The 18,265-nt window shown below is 61.9% G+C and carries 18 protein-coding genes, 1 tRNA gene and 1 pseudogene; 7 read left to right on the forward strand and 13 right to left on the reverse strand.

The window, feature by feature from the left end:
* Window positions 1–390: pseudogene (locus CK222_RS32705) on the forward strand (DUF2243 domain-containing protein); the annotation flags it as partial.
* An 833-nt stretch (window positions 391–1,223) separates the two neighbouring features.
* Here the strand turns inward: CK222_RS32705 and CK222_RS20255 are convergent.
* The 5 genes from CK222_RS20255 to CK222_RS20275 all read right to left on the reverse strand — a co-directional run bounded on the left by CK222_RS20255 (window position 1,224) and on the right by CK222_RS20275 (window position 5,557).
* Window positions 1,224–2,549, reverse strand: a complete 1,326-nt coding sequence (locus CK222_RS20255; protein WP_245433155.1) for a DegQ family serine endoprotease — start codon at window positions 2,547–2,549, stop codon at window positions 1,224–1,226.
* A gap of 148 nt (window positions 2,550–2,697) precedes the next feature.
* On the reverse strand, window positions 2,698–3,438 hold the full coding sequence (locus tag CK222_RS20260) for an ETC complex I subunit (RefSeq protein WP_176477685.1): 741 nt from the start codon (window positions 3,436–3,438) through the stop codon (window positions 2,698–2,700).
* A gap of 72 nt (window positions 3,439–3,510) precedes the next feature.
* The gene (locus CK222_RS20265; RefSeq protein WP_095801589.1) at window positions 3,511–4,017 is read right to left on the reverse strand and encodes an Hsp20/alpha crystallin family protein; all 507 of its coding nucleotides are present in this window, start codon (window positions 4,015–4,017) and stop codon (window positions 3,511–3,513) included.
* A 91-nt stretch (window positions 4,018–4,108) separates the two neighbouring features.
* Window positions 4,109–4,588, reverse strand: coding sequence for an Hsp20 family protein (locus tag CK222_RS20270; RefSeq protein WP_095801590.1), 480 nt, complete (start codon window positions 4,586–4,588; stop codon window positions 4,109–4,111).
* Window positions 4,589–5,335: 747 nt separating this feature from the next.
* A complete protein-coding gene (locus tag CK222_RS20275; RefSeq protein ID WP_095801819.1) occupies window positions 5,336–5,557 on the reverse strand; it encodes a hypothetical protein in 222 nt (73 codons plus the stop codon).
* 276 nt (window positions 5,558–5,833) lie between these two features.
* On the opposite strand from CK222_RS20275, the gene CK222_RS20280 reads away from it, so the two are divergent.
* On the forward strand, window positions 5,834–6,181 hold the full coding sequence (locus tag CK222_RS20280) for a hypothetical protein (protein WP_095801591.1): 348 nt from the start codon (window positions 5,834–5,836) through the stop codon (window positions 6,179–6,181).
* Between the two features lie 1,374 nt (window positions 6,182–7,555).
* Window positions 7,556–7,783 (forward strand): polymerase, encoded by a 228-nt coding sequence (locus CK222_RS20285; RefSeq protein WP_095801592.1) that lies wholly within the window; start codon window positions 7,556–7,558, stop codon window positions 7,781–7,783.
* Window positions 7,784–7,891: 108 nt separating this feature from the next.
* Here the strand turns inward: CK222_RS20285 and msuE are convergent, their stop codons facing one another.
* From msuE to CK222_RS20310, 5 genes are all read right to left on the reverse strand, one after another.
* Window positions 7,892–8,452, reverse strand: coding sequence for an FMN reductase (gene msuE / locus CK222_RS20290; RefSeq protein ID WP_095801593.1), 561 nt, complete (start codon window positions 8,450–8,452; stop codon window positions 7,892–7,894).
* 89 nt (window positions 8,453–8,541) lie between these two features.
* The gene (gene ssuD, locus CK222_RS20295; RefSeq protein ID WP_095801594.1) at window positions 8,542–9,702 is read right to left on the reverse strand and encodes an FMNH2-dependent alkanesulfonate monooxygenase; all 1,161 of its coding nucleotides are present in this window, start codon (window positions 9,700–9,702) and stop codon (window positions 8,542–8,544) included.
* A 45-nt stretch (window positions 9,703–9,747) separates the two neighbouring features.
* A complete protein-coding gene (locus tag CK222_RS20300; RefSeq protein WP_095801595.1) occupies window positions 9,748–10,596 on the reverse strand; it encodes an ABC transporter permease subunit in 849 nt (282 codons plus the stop codon).
* The gene (locus CK222_RS20305) at window positions 10,593–11,387 is read right to left on the reverse strand and encodes an ABC transporter ATP-binding protein (protein WP_095801596.1); all 795 of its coding nucleotides are present in this window, start codon (window positions 11,385–11,387) and stop codon (window positions 10,593–10,595) included. Before CK222_RS20305 ends, CK222_RS20300 begins: the two co-directional genes overlap by 4 nt.
* Window positions 11,388–11,447: 60 nt before the next feature.
* Window positions 11,448–12,398 (reverse strand): ABC transporter substrate-binding protein, encoded by a 951-nt coding sequence (locus CK222_RS20310; RefSeq protein WP_245433158.1) that lies wholly within the window; start codon window positions 12,396–12,398, stop codon window positions 11,448–11,450.
* A 735-nt stretch (window positions 12,399–13,133) separates the two neighbouring features.
* Here CK222_RS20310 and CK222_RS20320 point away from each other — a divergent pair.
* From CK222_RS20320 to CK222_RS20330, 3 genes are read left to right on the forward strand one after another with little or no spacing between them, the layout of a single operon-like run.
* Entirely contained in the window at window positions 13,134–13,568 is a 435-nt protein-coding gene (locus tag CK222_RS20320) for a DUF3489 domain-containing protein (protein ID WP_095801599.1), read from the forward strand.
* Window positions 13,568–14,047 carry a DUF2924 domain-containing protein gene (locus tag CK222_RS20325; RefSeq protein WP_210201935.1) on the forward strand — a complete coding sequence of 160 codons (480 nt, stop codon included), beginning with the start codon at window positions 13,568–13,570 and terminating at the stop codon, window positions 14,045–14,047. The genes CK222_RS20320 and CK222_RS20325 overlap by 1 nt, the downstream gene beginning before the upstream one ends.
* On the forward strand, window positions 14,044–15,738 hold the full coding sequence (locus CK222_RS20330) for a recombinase family protein (protein WP_095801600.1): 1,695 nt from the start codon (window positions 14,044–14,046) through the stop codon (window positions 15,736–15,738). Before CK222_RS20325 ends, CK222_RS20330 begins: the two co-directional genes overlap by 4 nt.
* Window positions 15,739–15,939: 201 nt before the next feature.
* Here CK222_RS20330 and CK222_RS20335 read toward each other — a convergent pair.
* Window positions 15,940–16,015 (reverse strand) — tRNA-Ile (locus CK222_RS20335).
* Window positions 16,016–16,228: 213 nt separating this feature from the next.
* Here CK222_RS20335 and CK222_RS20340 point away from each other — a divergent pair.
* Complete coding sequence (locus tag CK222_RS20340) at window positions 16,229–16,939, forward strand: SIMPL domain-containing protein (RefSeq protein WP_095801601.1); 711 nt, start codon at window positions 16,229–16,231, stop codon at window positions 16,937–16,939.
* A 211-nt stretch (window positions 16,940–17,150) separates the two neighbouring features.
* On the opposite strand, the gene CK222_RS20345 is transcribed toward CK222_RS20340, so the two are convergent.
* Complete coding sequence (locus CK222_RS20345) at window positions 17,151–17,501, reverse strand: hypothetical protein (RefSeq protein WP_095779689.1); 351 nt, start codon at window positions 17,499–17,501, stop codon at window positions 17,151–17,153.
* A gap of 221 nt (window positions 17,502–17,722) precedes the next feature.
* Entirely contained in the window at window positions 17,723–18,169 is a 447-nt protein-coding gene (locus CK222_RS20350) for a YcgN family cysteine cluster protein (RefSeq protein WP_066994651.1), read from the reverse strand.
* Window positions 18,170–18,265 lie beyond the last annotated feature (96 nt).

Here is an 18,265-nt window from a genome sequence, read left to right on the forward strand (position 1 = left end):
TGGGACATCGGATGGCTGGTTATTTTTGGCATCTTGCCTTTGGTGCTCGTTCTCCTGATGCCCAATCGGGGAGGACCAGCACGGGGCGCGGCGGCTGCTTTGATGAGCGTTGCCATGCTAGCTGGGCTGACTGCGGGCGCAGGCCAGCGCTTCGAGGGTGCAACCCACACGATCGTCGTCTTCCGGGAAGGTCTAAGCCCGGCCCAAATGGTGCGAGCCGTACTCGAGGCGCGGACGAACCTAAAATCGACAGATAAAGGTGGGACAATCTGGGTGGTCGACGAGGTCTCTTGGGCCGGCCTCATAACGCTTCACGCGGAAGGAGCCGTTCTCGTCAGCACAACGCCGGTCGCCGCGGGCTGCCTGGCCTGGTCTGCCGTCAAGGTCTGATGCGGGGCGCAGCTCGGCGAGTAGAAAAGGATGAGGCGCCAATCATTTCGTGGCGGTCGAGAAAGAGGCGGTAAGCATGCGCCCGCCCCCGTAAAAAACAAGGATTCCATCGCATACTCGAACTAAGGCGCCATTCGCAATCGCGTGACGAAGAAGCTATTTGCCGCCGCCGCTGCCTAGACTACATGCTGGGAATGCGACTCGAACCGCTGGGCGTCAAGCGAGAGCCCGGGAAGCCCGGTGCAGCAATCATGGCGCGGATAGCCGGCACGACGTTCCCAACGCTGCCCGGCGGCCTGTGCCGAGCGTCTTCGCGATGATGTGTGCTGCCTGAGACATTACGGGCCAGGTGAAGTTGGCGAGCACACGCTACGCCATGCGACCTCAAACGGGGGCGGTCCTGCCCGAGAAACCGGATCACAAAGAAAATGTTCCGACGCCGAGGAACACCTCGCATTCGGGTAAGTTTGGGGCCCGGCGGCGCTATGCCCTCCGCTGTTTGCCGTGCGCTGCCGCGCGGAGCCCCTATCCTCCGCAGGCCCGCTCCTGCATGGCATCAGGGGTGGGCCGTTCTTTTGGTTGCCTTCGACATGATCGCTGCGCTCGATCAGGGGAATCGAGCAGGAGAACGGCGTCAAGCGTTCCGTTAGCGGGGGATCGCTGATGGCGAACGCCTACTTGCCGGTTCCCAACGCGCTTGATGGCGAGAGCGTTGGTCGAAGGGACTCGCCGTCCGTCATCACCCCATGCTCGGTGATGTAGGCAGCGAACATCCCGACGGCCAGAAATTGGAAGAGCCCGCTCTCGAGGGAAGGTCGAGCGGGCTCCGGAGTTTATCGCACAACCAGCAGAAGACGCCCCCCGTCACGGACCAGCTCCAAGGCCAGTATTGCGCGCTGGCCAGCGATCGCACTGCGCAAATCGGACACGGAAGAGACCGGCTTGCGGTTGACCGCCACGATCATGTCGCCGGTCCGCAACCCCGCTCTCGCCGCCGGGCTAGCGGGTTCGATGCTCTCGATGACGACCCCGTCCGCGCCTGCCCGCTGGGCTTCCTCGGCCGAAGCGTCACTCATCTTGGCGCCCTGCAGGAGGGTGCCTGCCAGCGTCTCCGACGCGCTTTCCTGTGCAGCGATCGTCACGTCGATCGTGACTTCGCCATTAGCGCGTTTGACGGCAAATTTGACAGTGCTTCCGGCAGGGGTGAGGCCGATCCGGTTTCTGAGGTCGGTCGTGCCTTGCACGGGATGTCCGTCGATTGCGGTGACGACATCGCCGACCTGCAATCCAGCCTTCTCTGCCGACGAGCCGGGTTCGACATTGGCGATCACAGCGCCGCGGAGGTCTCCGAGCTGCAGCGCCTTTGCGAGGTCCGGCGTCAAATCCTGGATGCCGATCCCCACCTTTCCGCGCCGCACCTCGCCGTGGGCGATCAACTGCTTCATCACGGAAACAACCATGTTACTCGGCACGGCGAAGCCGATGCCGACATTGCCGCCGGCTGGACTGAGGATAGCCGTGTTGATGCCGATCAGCTTGCCGTCCAGAGTAACCAGGGCGCCGCCGGAATTGCCCGGATTGATCGAGGCGTCGGTCTGGATGAAATCCTCGTAACCTTCGATGTTGAGTCCACTGCGGCCAAGCGCGCTGACGATGCCGGAGGTCACGGTCTGGCCAAGACCGAAGGGATTGCCAATCGCCACGACATAGTCGCCGACCTTCAGGGCGTCTGAATCGCCTGTCTCTATCGCCGTGAGGTTTTTAGCGTCGATCTGAAGCAGTGCGATATCGGTGTCCTTGTCGCTGCCGATCAGCTTCGCCGGGAATTGCCGGCCGTCCTTGAGGGTGACCGAGATTTCGCTGCCGTCCCCAGCGACGTGATTGTTGGTCAGGACATAGCCCTTCGCCGGATCGACGATGACGCCAGAGCCGGCGCTCATCCTGGCCTGCGGCAGCTGCTCCGGCCCGAAGAAGCGCCGGTAATTGGGGTCGCTGTAAAGCGGATTGTCTTCCTTGGGGGCTTTGGAAACGACCGCGATATTGACGACGGCCGGTGTGACGCGCTCCAGCATGGGCGCAAGCGTCGGCAGGCTGGATGCTTCAGCCGGTGCCGCCGTTTGCGCAGCAACGGGAGCGAGGCTGAAGAAAATGGCCCCCATCGCAACGGCGACGACGCGGAGGTTCGGTGTGAGAGCGAGCATTGTTTGCCTCCCTGACCTGGTGTTGTCACTCCTGTCTGCGGGGCTACGCCCGCGGGGTTGAAAAAGCGGGCCCGGAACTTGCTCCAGACCCGCTCGTAGGCACACCTCATGCCGCCTTGCGCATGCCTGAATTGGCTTGGTCAGCCGCAACCTCCCGTTCGAGCGCGAGCAGCGCCTGCTGGACCTCGTCGAGGCGCGAGGGGCGGTCGTTTTCAGGCATGCCCTCATTGGTCGCCAGATCGATCAGATACTCCGTCCAAGCCCAGTTCATCAGGATCGAGCGCTTGGCCTCCAGCGTCAGCTTCGGATCGCGGGCCACGCCCATCGGCGACGTCCAGCTTTCCGGACCGGATGGATCGTTGCGGTTTGCAGCGCCGTCGAGGGCGCACCCGTAGCTCTCCTGAAGCGCGCCAAGTCCGAGCCGGTCGAGTGTCATGTTGGAAAAGCCGTAGGTCGACCTTCCGGGCTTGGCAGGCCTGGTCGCCCCATCATCAGCCTGCTCCGTCGCATTCTGAACGACATAGGACAATCCCTGTCGCTCTGCGTAGCGAACGGCCGACTCCAGCGTCGGGAAGTTCAACTCAACCTGGGTCAGCGTGTCGCGGCTCCCGGTGTAGCCCATTAGCGGCTCTATAAAGGGCGCGGTGCGCCGCTCGAAAACGAGACGCCAACCGCGCGTGCGGGCCCTGCCGGAAGTCGTCGCCGCGCGGGACGGCTTATAGATCCGTGCGACGGCGTCGCCCGGGAAGGTCGAGCGTCCCGTCGAAAGGGGCTTCTGCCGGTTGTCGTTCGACGACCGCCCCTGCGGGATTGGTGTTCTGTTTGGTCTGTCAACCTGTCTCTCCATCGTTCATCCTCCCTGTGTGGCAAGGATGCTGCCGGCGGCGGCCGGCAGCATCCAGCCGGCGCCTGCCACGCGTCAGCTCTTGATGGCGATGCGCTTTCCCTGCGACTGCGCCTTCTCGCTCTTGGGCAAGGTCACGGTCAGCACACCATTGCTGAAGCGGGCATCGACCTTGTCTTCCTTGACCTCGTAGCCGAGCGGGATACGGCGCTCGAAGCGGCCATAGAAGCGCTCGGAGAACTGCCTGTCCCTGTCCTCCGTTTCGGAACGCTTCTCGCCCTTCAGCGTCAGCACGCCGTCGTCGAGCAGGACTTCGATGTCCTTCTCCTCAAGACCGGGCACCTCGGCCGTCACCTTGACCTCCGTCTCGCCGTCGGAAATCTCGACGCTTGGCCAACTGCCGCCGAAGGCGGAAGCGCCACTGAAGGCCGGTAGGGTCGAACCGAAGCTGCGGAAGACATCATCGAACAGCCGGTTCACCTCACGATGCAGCGCCAGCAACGGATCACGGTCGCCAGCGCGGAATAAGGTCGCCTGATTGCCGTTGTCGCGGCCCCAAGGGATCAGATCTCGAACGCTCATTTTTCTTCTCCTTTCGTTCGTTGTGACAATGCACCATTCGGCGCCGGGCTCATGACCCGGCGCCCGCGCGCGAGTGCGCTCGCGGAATGCCTTAGGCGGCCGGCTTCTCAGCCTCGATCTGGTTCGGCGAGGAGTTCGGCGTCGCCTTGCCGCTCGTCGCGATTTCGATCTGGCGCGGCTTCATCTCTTCAGGAACTTCGCGCTTGAGATCGATCGTCAGCAAACCGCTGACCAGGCTGGCGTTCACCACCTTCACGTGGTCGGCCAGCTCGAAACGGCGCTGGAACGCGCGACTGGCAATGCCTCGATGAAGATACTGGCCATTCTCCTCGCCCGCCTTGTGACCGGACGCCATGAGCGTGTTCTGCTCCTGGGTTAGGGTCAGATCGTCCTGGCTGAAGCCAGCTACCGCCATGGTGATGCGGTAATCGTCCTCGCCGAGCTTGGCGATGTCATATGGAGGCCAGCTGTCGATGGTTTCGCCGCGGCTCGCGGCCTCAAGCGCGTTCAGCATTCGGTCGAAGCCGATGCCCGACCGGAAAAGTGGGGTGAAATCGAGAGTGGTTCTCATAGCCACATCCTCCTCTGAGCAACATGGGTACAAGACTGACGTCGGCGGATGCTGTTGCATCCGCCCGACACGCCGGCCCCCAAGATGGGCCTCCGGCGGAGTACGATTTAGTTCGGCGGTGTCCGTGTTCAAGTGGCCTGGCAGAAGGTGCCAATCCGGAGGGGTGCCGACATCAATAGGAGACGCGCCTTTCCGGTTTGGCTTTCCGCGTATGGTGAGTTCGTAGCCTGCGCGGCTCGGTCGCTTTGGGGCCACCGTTTGCTCCCATCCAGGGAGCCGAATAGCCTTTTGCCCGCTTCCTATGAAACCAGCGCACAAGCTTGAGCTCTGCGAGAATCAGGCTGCAAGCAGGCCGCCGATAGCGCTGCAACGCGGCGCTGCTTTTCTCCTCGATCATGCTGTTGGCCAGTTGTCGCGGCGGCAACGGCCTCGGGGCGAGCCGCGGGCGGCGCGCAACCGGTCGGCGCTGACACTTCGGTCCGGCTCAGGCTCGCCGGCGGAAGCGCCTTGTGGGCTTTGACCAACGCCTCCAGGCGGCAACGGCAAGCGGCACCGGGGCGCGACCGTTGAGCCAGTGCGCCACATCGGCCGGGGCAAGACTGAGTTCCTCAGCCAGGTCGGCTGCATCCCACCACCTTCATGCATTCTCGCAATCGCCCCGCAATCACACGACCCTCATCTGCATCGGCGGCTCGTCGATGCAGCGCGGGATCTGAAATGATTTCGCCTGCTTGGCGAGCTTTCGGTTCAGCCCTTGGCCGGCGTAGCCGCTGCCGATACCTGCTGCGCCGCCAGGAACATCAGTGTCGAGGCGGCGGTGCGGCGTCTCCAGCCGGCGGTTTCGGCCGCGTCGAGCAGTCCAGCAAGCAGCGGCTGCAGCGCTTCTCGGCACTCCGCCTCATATGCGAGGAACTCGCTCGGCACATGTGTCGGCGTCGGGACTGGACCGGTGCCGCTCATCACATCCATGATGGCCTCCCAATCTTTCCTGAGACCCACTCCCGGAGCGGGGCTCGCGATCTTGCGCATCTCGAGCTAATTTTGCCTTCTTCCAATTTCAAGAGGGTGCCGCAAATTTTGGCGCTCTCGATCGTAGAGTGCTAGTGCGCTGAAAACATGCGGTAATTCGATCGCGAGGGCCTTGAATTCGCGATTGAGCTTAACAAAATTAACGGCTGTCGGCGCCGCCGGGACAGTTGAGAAATTGGCACCCGAAACAAGGAGTTTTTGATACGGAGGACAGAAATGGACCGACAGACACTTTCGCCGATCATTCCTTCCCTTGCTCCCGAAATATCAGACCTTTCGCTCGACCGGTTGCTGTCGCCGGCCAGGCATTTTCAGCACCCGCAGGATGTGCTGGAGGACGGCTCACTAGATATATGGGAAAAGCGGGCGATCCTGTCGTCGTGGGCATCCGACGCTTGCGCCGTGGAATCCATGCCGGCGCTGCGCCAGCCGCCGGGCACCGAGCGGCCGGTCTCCTTCGACGACATCATGGATGCGCTGCGCCGGCTCGACGCGGCTGCCCCGCTGCCTGACGGCTCCGGCGATGAGGACCACCGGCAGCTGGTCGACCGGCTGAGCGCGTGAGGCGATCGCGTGCTGCCGTCAGCGGGAACCCGCTATAGGCAAGAAGGGCTCCGAGTCGGGCGACCGCACCGTATCCGGCTCGGACTGCCCCGCTCGCGTTCGTCCTCATCTTTAAGAGCATTGCAACAATTGTGAGCGACGAGGGCATGGGAGCGGATATAAGGCTTCTGTTGTCGCCCGCCCGCAGTATCGACCGGACACGGGCGCTGAAGTCAATTCAACTCCACAGGGAGAGAGCCGTGACCAGGCGCTCTGCTAATTTCATTTCCGCTTTTGAATTTGAGATCATCCGAGAAGTCTTCCGGCGTTCGGTCGTAGAGGATTGTCTTCCGAGACAAGACTGGGAAAGCCGTGCAAATGGGCTTGTTCGCAGCTTCATAGGCGTTCAACCTCCGGCCGAGGTCATCGCCGCATTGCTCAATTCCATGGGTCGACAAGATGCCCGCCGACCGGAGCCGGCGGGCTACTCAAGCTGGCTCAATTCCCCGCAGCCCTGAGCTACAAACTGCCCAGCTCCGTCTCGTTGCCCGCTCGTCAGCCGACCTGCCCTCGCCGACGGCGTAGGCGTCTGAGGTCATTTGTTGAGGTTTTTTCGGGCTGGGGCCGGGCGAATAGGTCAGCGTGATCCGCTTGCCGCCGCAGACCGCGCATTTCATTTTCGGCCTCAAGTCCCACGTCATTGCGGGAGCGTCAGGGCCGAAGCGGTCGCGCAGCGCCGGCGGATCGAGCCTCTGATGGCGATGGCAATCGAGGCAGCCACCGGTAACAGCCATGCCCACGTCGATGCGTCCTTGCAGCGTCCGGCCGTCATGTTGGTGGTTCAAGGTAGGTTCGACCTTTCGGCTGAATTTCCATGTATTAGCAGATGCGCATATATTCGCGCGCCGGCCATCTATGTCTCCTGCCGGCCAAGGCCCGGTGGCCGCACCCAAACGCCGCACCCAAAGGCTACCGGGCCGCAACTCGTCTGATCGACGTTGGAAGGTTCCAGCCTTGCACGGCACAGCTACGGCGGCGGAGCCCACGGCGGTTCGAGGGCTGGTGATCCTAAATAGTGCTGGCGAGGAACAACCTGTCTTCTTTCGCCGTGGCGATAGCTCTGGCGATAGCGCGATGCGCCTACGCGCTCACTTGGTCTCCAGGCGCCAATGAGTTGCTGGTGCGCGCCCCGTGGGGCTTAGAGGTTTAGCTCCGCCGTGTAAGACCAACGTCCAACCTTCCAACTCAAAGGTCGCATCGACGAAACATATTGCCAGCTATGCCATTGGAGTCGGGACTGGCGAGTAACATGTCCCTTCATCGTCAGTCAGTTGTTGTGATCAACCACCCGCCGCGACCTGCGAAGCGGCGGGTGTTTCATTGGGAGAAACCGCTGTGCAACTGGGCGAGATGATTGCCAACCTCTGCGCCGCCATCCTCCTGATGTGCCTTGTCGCCACTGTGTTCCTGCTGGCAGGCAAGCCTCTCTGGCCTGATGAAGGGGCGAAGATGGTGATCCTCCTGCCGCCGGACGCCATGACGACCGCGTCAGTCGCGAGGCCAACGCACGCGCGTCTACCTGATCACGTCGATGCCGGTCTGGTAGAGCCAAGGCCCGATTAGCGCCCCTGGGCGAGCGCAGTCTCGGGAGAAGCCCGCGCCGCCGCGCCCGCTTGCCGCGACCCGGAAGGCGAGACGCTACACTTCCCGCTGAAGCACCGCGGCATGGATCTATTCGGCGGCTATTCTGAGACCGGATTTGGTGGCTAGCAGAACCGCGGTTTCATCAACCGCCTGCGCCGCTCGCTTCAGGATCAGTTCGGACCGAAGCACACCATCGGTGAAGTCTTTGTCGGTCGCGTACACGGCTGTGGGCAGCGCGAAGGCCTCGAAGAAGCCAAATAGCGGCCTGAGTTGATGCTCAACGACAAGGGCATGGCGCTCGCCGCCCCCGGTGGCTGTGAGAAGCACGGGCTTACCTCTCAAGGCCGTTGGATCGAGCAAGTCGAAAAAATGCTTGAACAGCCCGGTATAGCTACCCTTGTATGTCGGAGAGCCGACGACGAGCACGTCCGCGGCGACAACATCTGCAACTACGGTTTGGGCTTGCGCGTCGAGGTCGCGCTGCGATTTGGCGGCCCCCAGCGAGGGACCGACATCCTCGACATCATAGGTTCGATGGGAAAGGTGGTGGCGGCCTGCGATGTTCTGAACGACGAGGTCGACGAAAGCGCGGGTCTTCGAGGGTCGGCTGAAGTTCCCCGAAAAACCGACGATTGATGGATTTGACATAAGCCGAACTCCGATGGTCAAACTCAGATGTAAGCGGGCCTGGCACGGCACCAGCGATGCTGCGCGCACCACTTCTCTCCTCGACCTGCCTAAGACGCCGCTACTCGGACGCCCGCGCCCCGGCCGCGCCCAAACTCCAGATCCCAGCCGCGCTCCTTAAGGGGCAATTCACCCTGCAGTCCGAGCCGTGGAAACAGCAGCTCGGCAACATTGAAAGCTTCCTCCAGATGCGGATAGGCCGAGGCAATAACCGTCTCCACCCCTATCTCTTGATATTCGCGAATGCGGGCAGCAACGCTTTCCGCACTCCCGACAAGCGCGGTGCCGGCACCCCCTCGGACGAGACCCAATCCGGCCCATAGATTGGGAGCTATAACCAGCTTGTCGCGGCGTCCCTGGTGCAGAGCGGAGATGCGCTTTTGCCCGACCGACTCCGAAACCTTGGTGAATTGATGCTGGGCTTCAGCGATCACGTCGTCGGTGACGCGGCTGATCAGTCGATCCGCCGCCGCCCAGGCCTCCTCCTCCGTTTCACGCACGATCAGGTTTATGCGCAATCCGAAGCGGATTTTGCGACCTTGAGCCGCCGCTCGTGCCCTGACTCTATCGAACTTCTCCTTCACCTGCTCGACGGGTTCACCCCAACTCAGATAGACGTCCGTGTGTTTGGCGGCGACCTCGATGCCCGCCTCCGAAGACCCGCCGAACCAAAGTGGCGGATAGGGTTGCTGGACCGGCGGGAAAGATATGTCGATGCCGTGAGCAGATAGATACTTACCCTCGAAGTCCGCCGGCTCTCCGGACAGGATACGGCGCCAGATCGTGAGGAATTCATCAGTCTGGGCATAGCGCTCGTCATGACCGAGCTTGTTGCCGTCGCCGGCAAGGTCGGCCGGATCAGCGCCGGTGACGACGTTGAGCAGCACCCGGCCGCCGGAAATGCGGTCCAGCGTGGCCGCATGGCGCGCGAACAGGGCCGGCGTCCCGCTGCCCGGCCGCAGCGCCACCAGGAATTTCAGCCGTTCGGTGAGCGGGATCAGCCCGGCGGCCACGATCCAGGCGTCCTCACACCGTGTTCCGGTTGGCAGGAGCACGCCCTTGAAGCCAAGCCGGTCGGCGGCCTGCGCGATCTCCTTGAGATAGCCGAAGGTTGCCGGCCGGTGACGCTCGTCGGTGCCGAGATAGGGGCCGTCGCCATGGGCCGGCAGGTACCAGTAGATATCGAGCGGGCGGGTGCTGTTGCCGGACATCGGATTGTTTCCTTCAATGATTGTGGAATCTATGGGAGGCAAGCCTCAGAGCTTGCCTTTCCAGGGGATCAGGCGATGTTCCAGCCAGCGCATGCCGCTGGTGAAGGCGAAGGCGAGCACGGCGATGACGATGAGGCCGACGAACACGACGTCGGTCGCCAGGAAATTGGCCGCCGACATGATCATGTAGCCGAGCCCGGACTGGGCTGCGATCAGCTCGGCCGCGACCAGCGTCGACAGTCCGGCGCCGATGGCGATCTTCAGGCCGGTCAGGATTTCCGGCAGAGCGCACGGCAGGATGATGCTGGTGAAGAGTTGCAGCCGGCTGGCGCCGAGGGACAGCGCGGCGTTGAGGCGTTCGACGGGCACCGATCGCACGCCCGCCTGTGCCGCAAAGCAGATCGGGGCGAACGTCGACAGCGACAGCAGAACGATCTTGGAGGTTTCGCCGATACCGAGCCAGATGATCAGCAGCGGCAGGTAGGCCAGCGGCGGCAAGCCCCAATAGAGATCGATCGGCACGCTGAAGATGCCCTTGACCCAACGATTGAGCCCCATGAGCAGGCCAAGCGGAATGCCGACGAAAATGCCGACGCCGAGAGCAGCGGCAATGCGGCCGAGGCTTGCCAGCGTGTGGTCGAGCAGCGTGCCATTGGCATAGCCGTCCGCCGCCACGGCGTTGAACTGGGTCAATACGTCGGCCGGCGATGGCAGGAAGAGCGGCGATGCCCAGCCGAAGCGGGCGGCGAGGAACCACAATGCGATCAGCCCCGTCAGCGTCACCAGGCTGATGCCGACGTTGCTGGCCGATGCGGACCGGCGCGGTCGGGGAGACGGCCTTCGCTGGGCCGTTCCGGCCGGGAACGAAGTTGGGGAATTGGCGGCAAGCGTCATTGCAAGGTTCCTCTGCGGGCGCCTTCCGGCTGGTGGATGAGCGAGCGGATTTCCTGTCGCATTTCGATGAAGCGCGGGCGGGACTGGATCGGCCCGATATCGCCGCTTTCGGCGAAATCGCGCACGAAGTCGGCGTCGAAACGGGCGACGATACGGCCCGGCCGGGGCGACATCACAACGATGGTCGTGCCGAGCGTAAGCGCCTCCTCGATCGAATGAGAGATGAACAGGATCTGCTTGCCGGTCTTGGCCCAGACCGAAGCCAGAAGCTGCTGCATCGTCTCGCGCGTCAGGCTGTCGAGGGCACCGAACGGCTCGTCCATCAGAAGGATTTTCGGATCGGTGGCCAGCGCCCTGGCGATGCCGACACGCTGGCGCATGCCGCCCGACAGTTCGTAGGGTGGCTTTTCGGCGAAATCGATGAGCCCGACCAGTTCCAAAAGGTGCCTCGACCGCTCATAGCGTTCGCCGCGCGGCACGCCCCGGTACTTCAGGCCGAGCGCGACGTTGTCCAGGACATTGGCCCACGGCAACAGGGTGTCCTTCTGGAACACGACGCCGCGATCGCCGCCCGGCGCCGCGATTTCGCGTCCATCCAGCGTGATCGAGCCTTCGGTGAGCGGCAGGAAGCCGGCGATCGCATTCAGCAATGTCGACTTGCCGCAGCCGGAAGCGCCGACCGCGACAACGATGGAGGCGGGAGCGATATCAAGCGACACGTGATCGAGCGCATGCACGTGCTGGCCGTCGGAAGCCGGAAAGGTGACGCTGGCATCGCGGATTCGAAGCATGGTGGCCTCCAGGCGATCTGGCTGGCGTGCCAGCCAGATCGGCGTTTCCTTCAGGGATTGCTAGTTCGAGGCCTTGGCCACTGCCGCATATTGCGGATCGGCGAAGGCGGCATAGCTGTCCTTGACCGACGTGATCTTGTGCTGGTCCTTCAGGAAGCTCGCAGTGTCCTTGAGGATTTTCGCCACCGCGCTCTTCTCACCGCCACCCAGCCATTTGTCGGAGACCTGTTGGTCGAGCGGCGGGACGACTGTCGTCTTCAATTGCTCCGAGTTCTCAGCCGCCGTTCCGCCTTGTAATTTCGCGATCAGCTTGGCGCTCTCGGAGTCCGGGCCCCAGGCGGCCGGGTCGCTCAGATAAGCCTGGTTGTAGCCGTCGATCAGCCTCACATACTGGCCGAGGAACTCCGGATTGGCCTTGGCGAATGCGCCGGTGACGACCAGCGCGCTGAACGTGGGCGCCCCGCGATCAGCAACTTGGCCGGCCGTGAGCAGGACCCTGCCGTTCTTCTTGAGTTCGGACAGCGCTGGATCCCAAACGAAGCCGCCGTCGATGTCGCCGCGCTTCCAGGCCGCGACGATCTCGGGCTGCGGGATGGCTATGACCTGGGTTTCCCTTTCGGAGATGCCTTCCTGCTTGAGCACCGCGAGAAGCTGGTAATGGTCGGTCGAGACCGGCGCCGCAGCGAGCTTCTTGCCGCGCAGGTCCGCCGGCGACTTGATTTCTGGCCGCACCACCAGGGCCTCGCCGTCACGCGAGACGGACGAGATGTAGAACGCCTTCACGTCGATGCCCTTGCTGACGGCAGCCGAGAACGGGCTTGACCCGACATCGCCGATCTGGACATCACCGGATGCGATTGCCGCGAAGATGTCGGCGCCTGAATTGAAACGGCGGAATTCGATGTTCCAGCCGGTCTTCCTGGCAAGGTCGCCGTTGGCGATGCCAAGGTTATAGGGATTAGCCCCGGTTTGGTAGGCAATGACGACCTTCTTCTCGTCGCCATGAGCCATTCCAGAAGTGGCCGCCGCTGCGAGCGCGACCAGAGCGGCGGAAATCAGTTTTCGCATGAGATCAATCCTTTGAGCGGAGGGTCCACCCCTCGATTGCCCGCTCCATCTGAGCGTCGGCTTCAAAATCTACTTAGTTTATAGAATTAGACAGGAACGATTTTCCGAATGACAAGGGCAGAGCGGAAAATTGGCTCTCATTGCAGCCCAGTCCGACGGGTGATCGCGAGCTGATGGAGCTTTCTCTTACCTTCCGCGGCGAAGCGAAACCCCTTCAAATTCGCAACAACACCTTGCGGCGGACGGTGTCCGCTTGTAGAGGTCGTTGTAGACGGCGAGGATTGCACGCTCGTAGAGCAGTCGGTTCCCACCAGAGAACACTGTGAAGATGTCCAGGCCGAGTTGGCCAAAGAGTTGCGAACGCGACGCGTTCGACACTGAAGATAACGCTGAATTTGTCAAGATTCCTCCCCCGATGAGGAAGTTGGCGGGAGTTCGCCTGGAGGTCAAGCGATTAGAGGATGGCAGCGCGTGGCAAACAGCCTTCGCAGCTATTCAGAATGACTAAAGTGGCCACCGAAACCGGTTCTTCTGCTGGACTTCGGCGCCAAAGCAAGCATTGCTACAATTGCTGAAGGCCGAAAATATCGGGCCTTAGCGTTCTCCAGCCCGCACTGCGGGCTCGTGTCAGTACAGGAGCCGGATTGTCCGGCACTGCAACATGAACGGAGAACCATCATGGTACACCTCAACAGCAATCTGAGCACCGAGGAAGTTCACGACGGCGACAATCTGCAGCCTGCGGCCGAGGCGACGCCGACGGCGGGCGAGGCGCCAAAGCCAAAGCGCAAAAAGTCAACGAAAGCGTCGAAGGCACGCGATGGCGCACCGGCACGCGAGATCAGTGCCGCCGCTACCAAATCATCAAAGGCCTCACCTCGAGCCAACGAGACCAAGCAGAGCAAGTCGGACCTGGTGCTGAAGAAGCTTCGCATGGCCAAGGGCGCTTCGATCGAGATGCTGATGGAAGCGACCGGCTGGCAGGCCCACTCGGTGCGAGGTTTCCTGTCGGCGGCCGTAAAAAAGAGGCTAGGTCTCAACCTGGCGAGTGACGTCGGCAAGGATGGGGTCCGCCGCTACCGCATCGATGACAGCGCCAAGGGCGTTGCTTGATGGCCATGCGTGCCAAGTTCGATATCCAAGCAGAGGTCGCCGCCTTAAGTGACCTCTCCCGCGAGGAGCTCACAGCCCAATGGGTGAGGATCTACAGGTGCGCCCCGCCAAAAGGTGTCAGGCGTGAACTTTTGATCAGGGCGGCAGCCTGGCACCTTCAGGCAAAGCGTCTCGGTGGATTCTCCACCGAGACGCGTCGCATGCTCAGGTCCGTCATAGACCGGGTCGAGAAGAAGATCGCCGACCGCGACAGCCAAGCTAACCTCGTTGTCGACGACATCAAGGTGACGATCGCTCCAAAACGCAAACAAGTTTTGCCAGGCGCTCGGTTGGTCCGTGACTGGAACGGCAAGACCCATATTGTCGATGTGGTCGAGGATGGCTTCGTCTTCGAGGCCAAGGTCTATCCCTCACTGTCGTCAATCGCACGCAAGATCACTGGCGCGCATTGGTCCGGTCCGAGGTTCTTCGGCTTATGAGCAACAACTCGATACCTCGCCTGCGCTGCGCCGTCTACACTCGCAAATCGAGCGAGGAAGGTCTCGACCAGGAATTCAACTCGCTCGACGCCCAGCGCGAGGCCTGCGTTGCCTTCATCGCCTCGCAGGTTGGGCTTGGTTGGAAGCTCGTGCCGGGTCGCTATGACGACGGCGGCATCTCAGGTGGGACGATGGAGCGCCCCGCCCTGCAGCGGCTGCTGCAGGACATCCGCGACAAGAAGGTCGATGTCGTGGTTGTCTATAAGATCGACCGCCTCACTCGCTCGCTGATGGACTTTTCAAAGATCGTCGAGATCTTCGATGCCAGCTCGGTGTCATTCGTCTCCGTCACCCAGCAGTTCAATACCACCACCTCGATGGGACGGCTGACACTCAATGTCCTTCTGTCCTTCGCGCAGTTCGAGCGAGAGGTCACAGCCGAGCGCATCCGCGACAAGATCGCAGCATCCAAGAAAAAGGGCATGTGGATGGGTGGCGTGGTGCCGCTCGGTTATCGCGTGGAGCACCGTAAGCTTGTGATCGACGATGCCGAGGCGAAGGTTGTTCGACACCTTTTCGAACGCTATCTCGTTTTGAAGTCAGTGCGGGATCTTGCTGATGAGGCCGCGCGCGATGGTTTCGTGGCCCGGACCCGTGAACGCCAGAATGGCACCGTCGTCGTCACGATGCCATTCGGCCGTGGCAATCTTTATCACCTGCTCTCGAACCTGATCTACATCGGCAAGACCAAGCACAAGGATCAGGTCTACGACGGTGAGCACGAACCGATCATCGCAGGTCCGGTATTCGATAAGGCTCAGGCGCTTTTGGCCACTCAGGCGCCGCGACGCAGGAGCACATCCAACGTCACCCAGCAGCATCTTCTCACCGGCCTACTCTTTGACGAACATGGCGAGAAACTTCGGTCGGTTCATGCCAACAAGCGAGGCGTTCGCTATCGCTACTATGTCTCAAAACAGTTTGTTGATCAGCGACGCGGCAACTCCGATGGATGGCGTCTTCCCGCCGATGCAGTTGAATCAGTCGTTGAGCATCAGCTGACTCGCACTCTGAGCTATCACAGCCAAATCGCTGATTTGATTCAGCGATGGGGAGCCCCTAGCGAAATCCGGAGCGCGATGCGTCGCGCGGCCGAGGTCCGGGGTGCCTGGGCCACCGAGACCTCAGACGCGAAGCGCTCGCTGCTGCAAAAACTCATCCGGCGCATCGCGCTTAGCCATAAGGCACTGATCATCGACATCGATTGCCGGGCACTCGCCGAACATCTGCTCGATCGAGCTTTGTCATCTGATGGCGGTGCCGACACCCTTTCGACGAATTGCCCATTCGACATCAAGCGACGCGGTATCGAGATGCGCATTGTTCTGACCGATGGCACATCCAACGTCGGTGAGCCGGATGCCGGATTGATCGACGTAGTTCAACGCTCCCAGCGGTATCTCCATCAACTCACAGATGGCTCAAAACGAAGCCTGACAGATATCGCTACCTTGAACGCGACGACGGTCTCTGAAGTGAGCAGGCTGCTGCCGCTGGCGTTTCTCTCACCCAAGATCGTGTCCAAGATCATCGCCGGCGGCCAGCCGACCGAACTTACAGCCCATCGGCTGTCGCGCCTCTCTGGCCTTCCCCTTGCCTGGTCCGATCAGTCTGCGCTGCTCGGCCTCTGATTCCGACCATCGGCCGAGCATCGCTTTTCCAAACAGTTGGCTAAGGAAATGGGCCTCGAGAGACGAAGCCCAGAATTCGGGGCATTCTGGGCTCAGAAAGCCGCGTCTCAGCCAAGCGTTGCGGCAAGTGCGGTGCTAAGCCGCGGAAATGTCGACACTATTCTGAGACGCTCGAAAGAACGCCAAAACTGGCGGACTGAATGGTGGGCCCGGAGGGACTCGAACCCCCAACCAAGCGGTTATGAGCCGCCGGCTCTAACCATTGAGCTACAGGCCCCACGCGGGCTGGCTTAGTGTTTTTCGCCGCCCGGCACAAGGCTTTCGAAAGCGCTGGCGGCAAATGCCAAAATCAGCTCATATTCGCTCCGTACAGCGGTGTGCGCGCCATCAGGCGCGTGAACTGGTCCGGACTGCCCGCAACGCCGGGAATCGATGCCTTTTTCGAGTCTGGGCAGAGGTGATACCGGATCGCAGATTTCGAGGAGTTTTCATGACCAAATATCTTTTGCCTGTCGCGCTCGCTGCCGCGATCGCGTTTCCGGCGCTGGCAAGCGCCGCCGACACCCAGCCGCCTCCGCGAATTGTCGTCTCGGGCGAAGGCGAAGCGACTGTCGCGCCGGACATGGCGATCCTGACGCTCAGCGTCATGCGTGAGGCAAAGACCGCGCGCGCCGCGCTTGATGCCAACAATGATGCCATGGCGGCCGTGATCGCGGCGATGAAATCGGCCGGAATTGCCGATCGCGACCTGCAGACAGCCGGCATCCAGATCAATCCGCGCTACAATTACACCAACAAGGCGGACGGCAGCCAGGAAGCCGAACTCGTTGCCTACCAGGTGACGAACACACTGTCGGTGCGCGTGCGCGACGTCGACAAGACCGGCGACATCCTCGACAAGGCGGTGTCGCTCGGGGTCAACCAGGGCGGCGGCATCGCCTTCACCAATGATGATCCGAAGGCCACCATCACCGAGGCGCGCAAGAAGGCGGTTGCCGACGCGCTCGCCAAGGCCAAGACGCTCGCCGCGGCCGCCGGCGTCAACCTTGGCAAGGTGATCGAGATCACCGACCAGAACGTCGCGCCGGCGCCGATGCCGTTGAACGCCAAGGCTTTCGATGCCGCCCGCGCCGCCGTGCCGGTGCAGGCCGGCGAGAATTCCTACACCGTCCAGGTGACCGTCACGTTCGAGCTGAAATAGCTTGCCCGCCGCTTTGGTAATCCGACAAAAACAAAACCCCGGAGGACCGATCCTCCGGGGTTTATCTGAGCCGCGCTTCAGCACTGGCCGAAGGGGCTCCACTACTCACAGGTGACATCGGCGAGAGTCATCCTGCTCCCGACCTCGCAGAAGGTCAGCTGGTCCTGCAGAGGATCATGCCCAACCTGTCCTCGCAGGCTCCAGAAAAGCCTCAGCGATAGATGATCGGGCAGCCACGCTCGTTGGCGAAGACCACCACCACGCGGTCGCCATACTGACGGCCGGCCACCTTCACCGTTCGCCGGCTGATGTCGACGATGCGGACGCGGTGCAGGCCCATACGCTCGGCCTTGTCGAGCGCGCGGTCCGGCGAACAGCCGCGGCGGCGCCAGTCGCGATCGCGGCGGTAATAGCCATCATCGCCGGTGTAGACGCCGAAGCGCGGATCGTGATTGTTGCCGAAGCCGAGATAGAGGCTGTCCGCATGCGCCGCCGGGATGGCGCCGAGCGTGCCAAGCCCGACAAGGGCCGAAAGGGCTGCCGTCTTGATCTGGTTGAACATTGTCTCTCTCCTTGTTGTGGGCCTCTCGCCCTTGAACGGATGATTGGCGAACCAATGATTACAAAATGCCTTTTTGTGTCTGAACTTTGTGCGAACCGGCCGTTCATGTCCGGTTCATGTGGAAGAAAGGCAAAACCCCTCACCCGAATGCACTTCCAAATCTGACGCGGGGAACGCGTCACCGCGGCCCCAGTTCCCTCAAGTTTCAAGATGCGAACCCGTCAGGGTTCGTCATCAAGCACATAATCAAAATAGTCGTCCGGCTCGGCGAGATCCGTTTCCTTGGCCTTCACCCGGCCGCGGATCGAAATCCCGGCCTCATGCACAGTCTCCGCGCTTCCCGAAACCAGTTTGTGCCACCAATAGAGGTCGTGTCCCTCGGCGATGAGCCGGTAGGCGCATGTCTTGGGCAGCCAGGTGATGGTGCGCACATTCTGCGGTGTCAGCCCGACGCAATCGGGCACGCGCGCCAGCCGGTTGGCATAATCCGAGCAAAGGCATTTTTCGGCGTCGAACAGCCGGCAGCCGACGCTCGTCCAATAGATTTCGCCGGTATCCTCGTCCTCGAGCTTGGACAGGCAGCATTTGCCGCAGCCGTCACATAGTGATTCCCATTCGGCCGGGGTCATGGCCTCGAGAGTCTTGGTTTTCCAAAATGGCGCATTCATGCCGCTGGATTTGGCCCTCCGGGACCTGTCGGTCAAGCACTGCTGTCACAGGACCCATTATCAACATTAGAAAAACACGAAATTGCCTTCAAAAGG

It is taken from the genome of Mesorhizobium sp. WSM3866, assembly GCF_002294795.1.
In the GTDB taxonomy this organism is placed as follows: domain Bacteria; phylum Pseudomonadota; class Alphaproteobacteria; order Rhizobiales; family Rhizobiaceae; genus Mesorhizobium.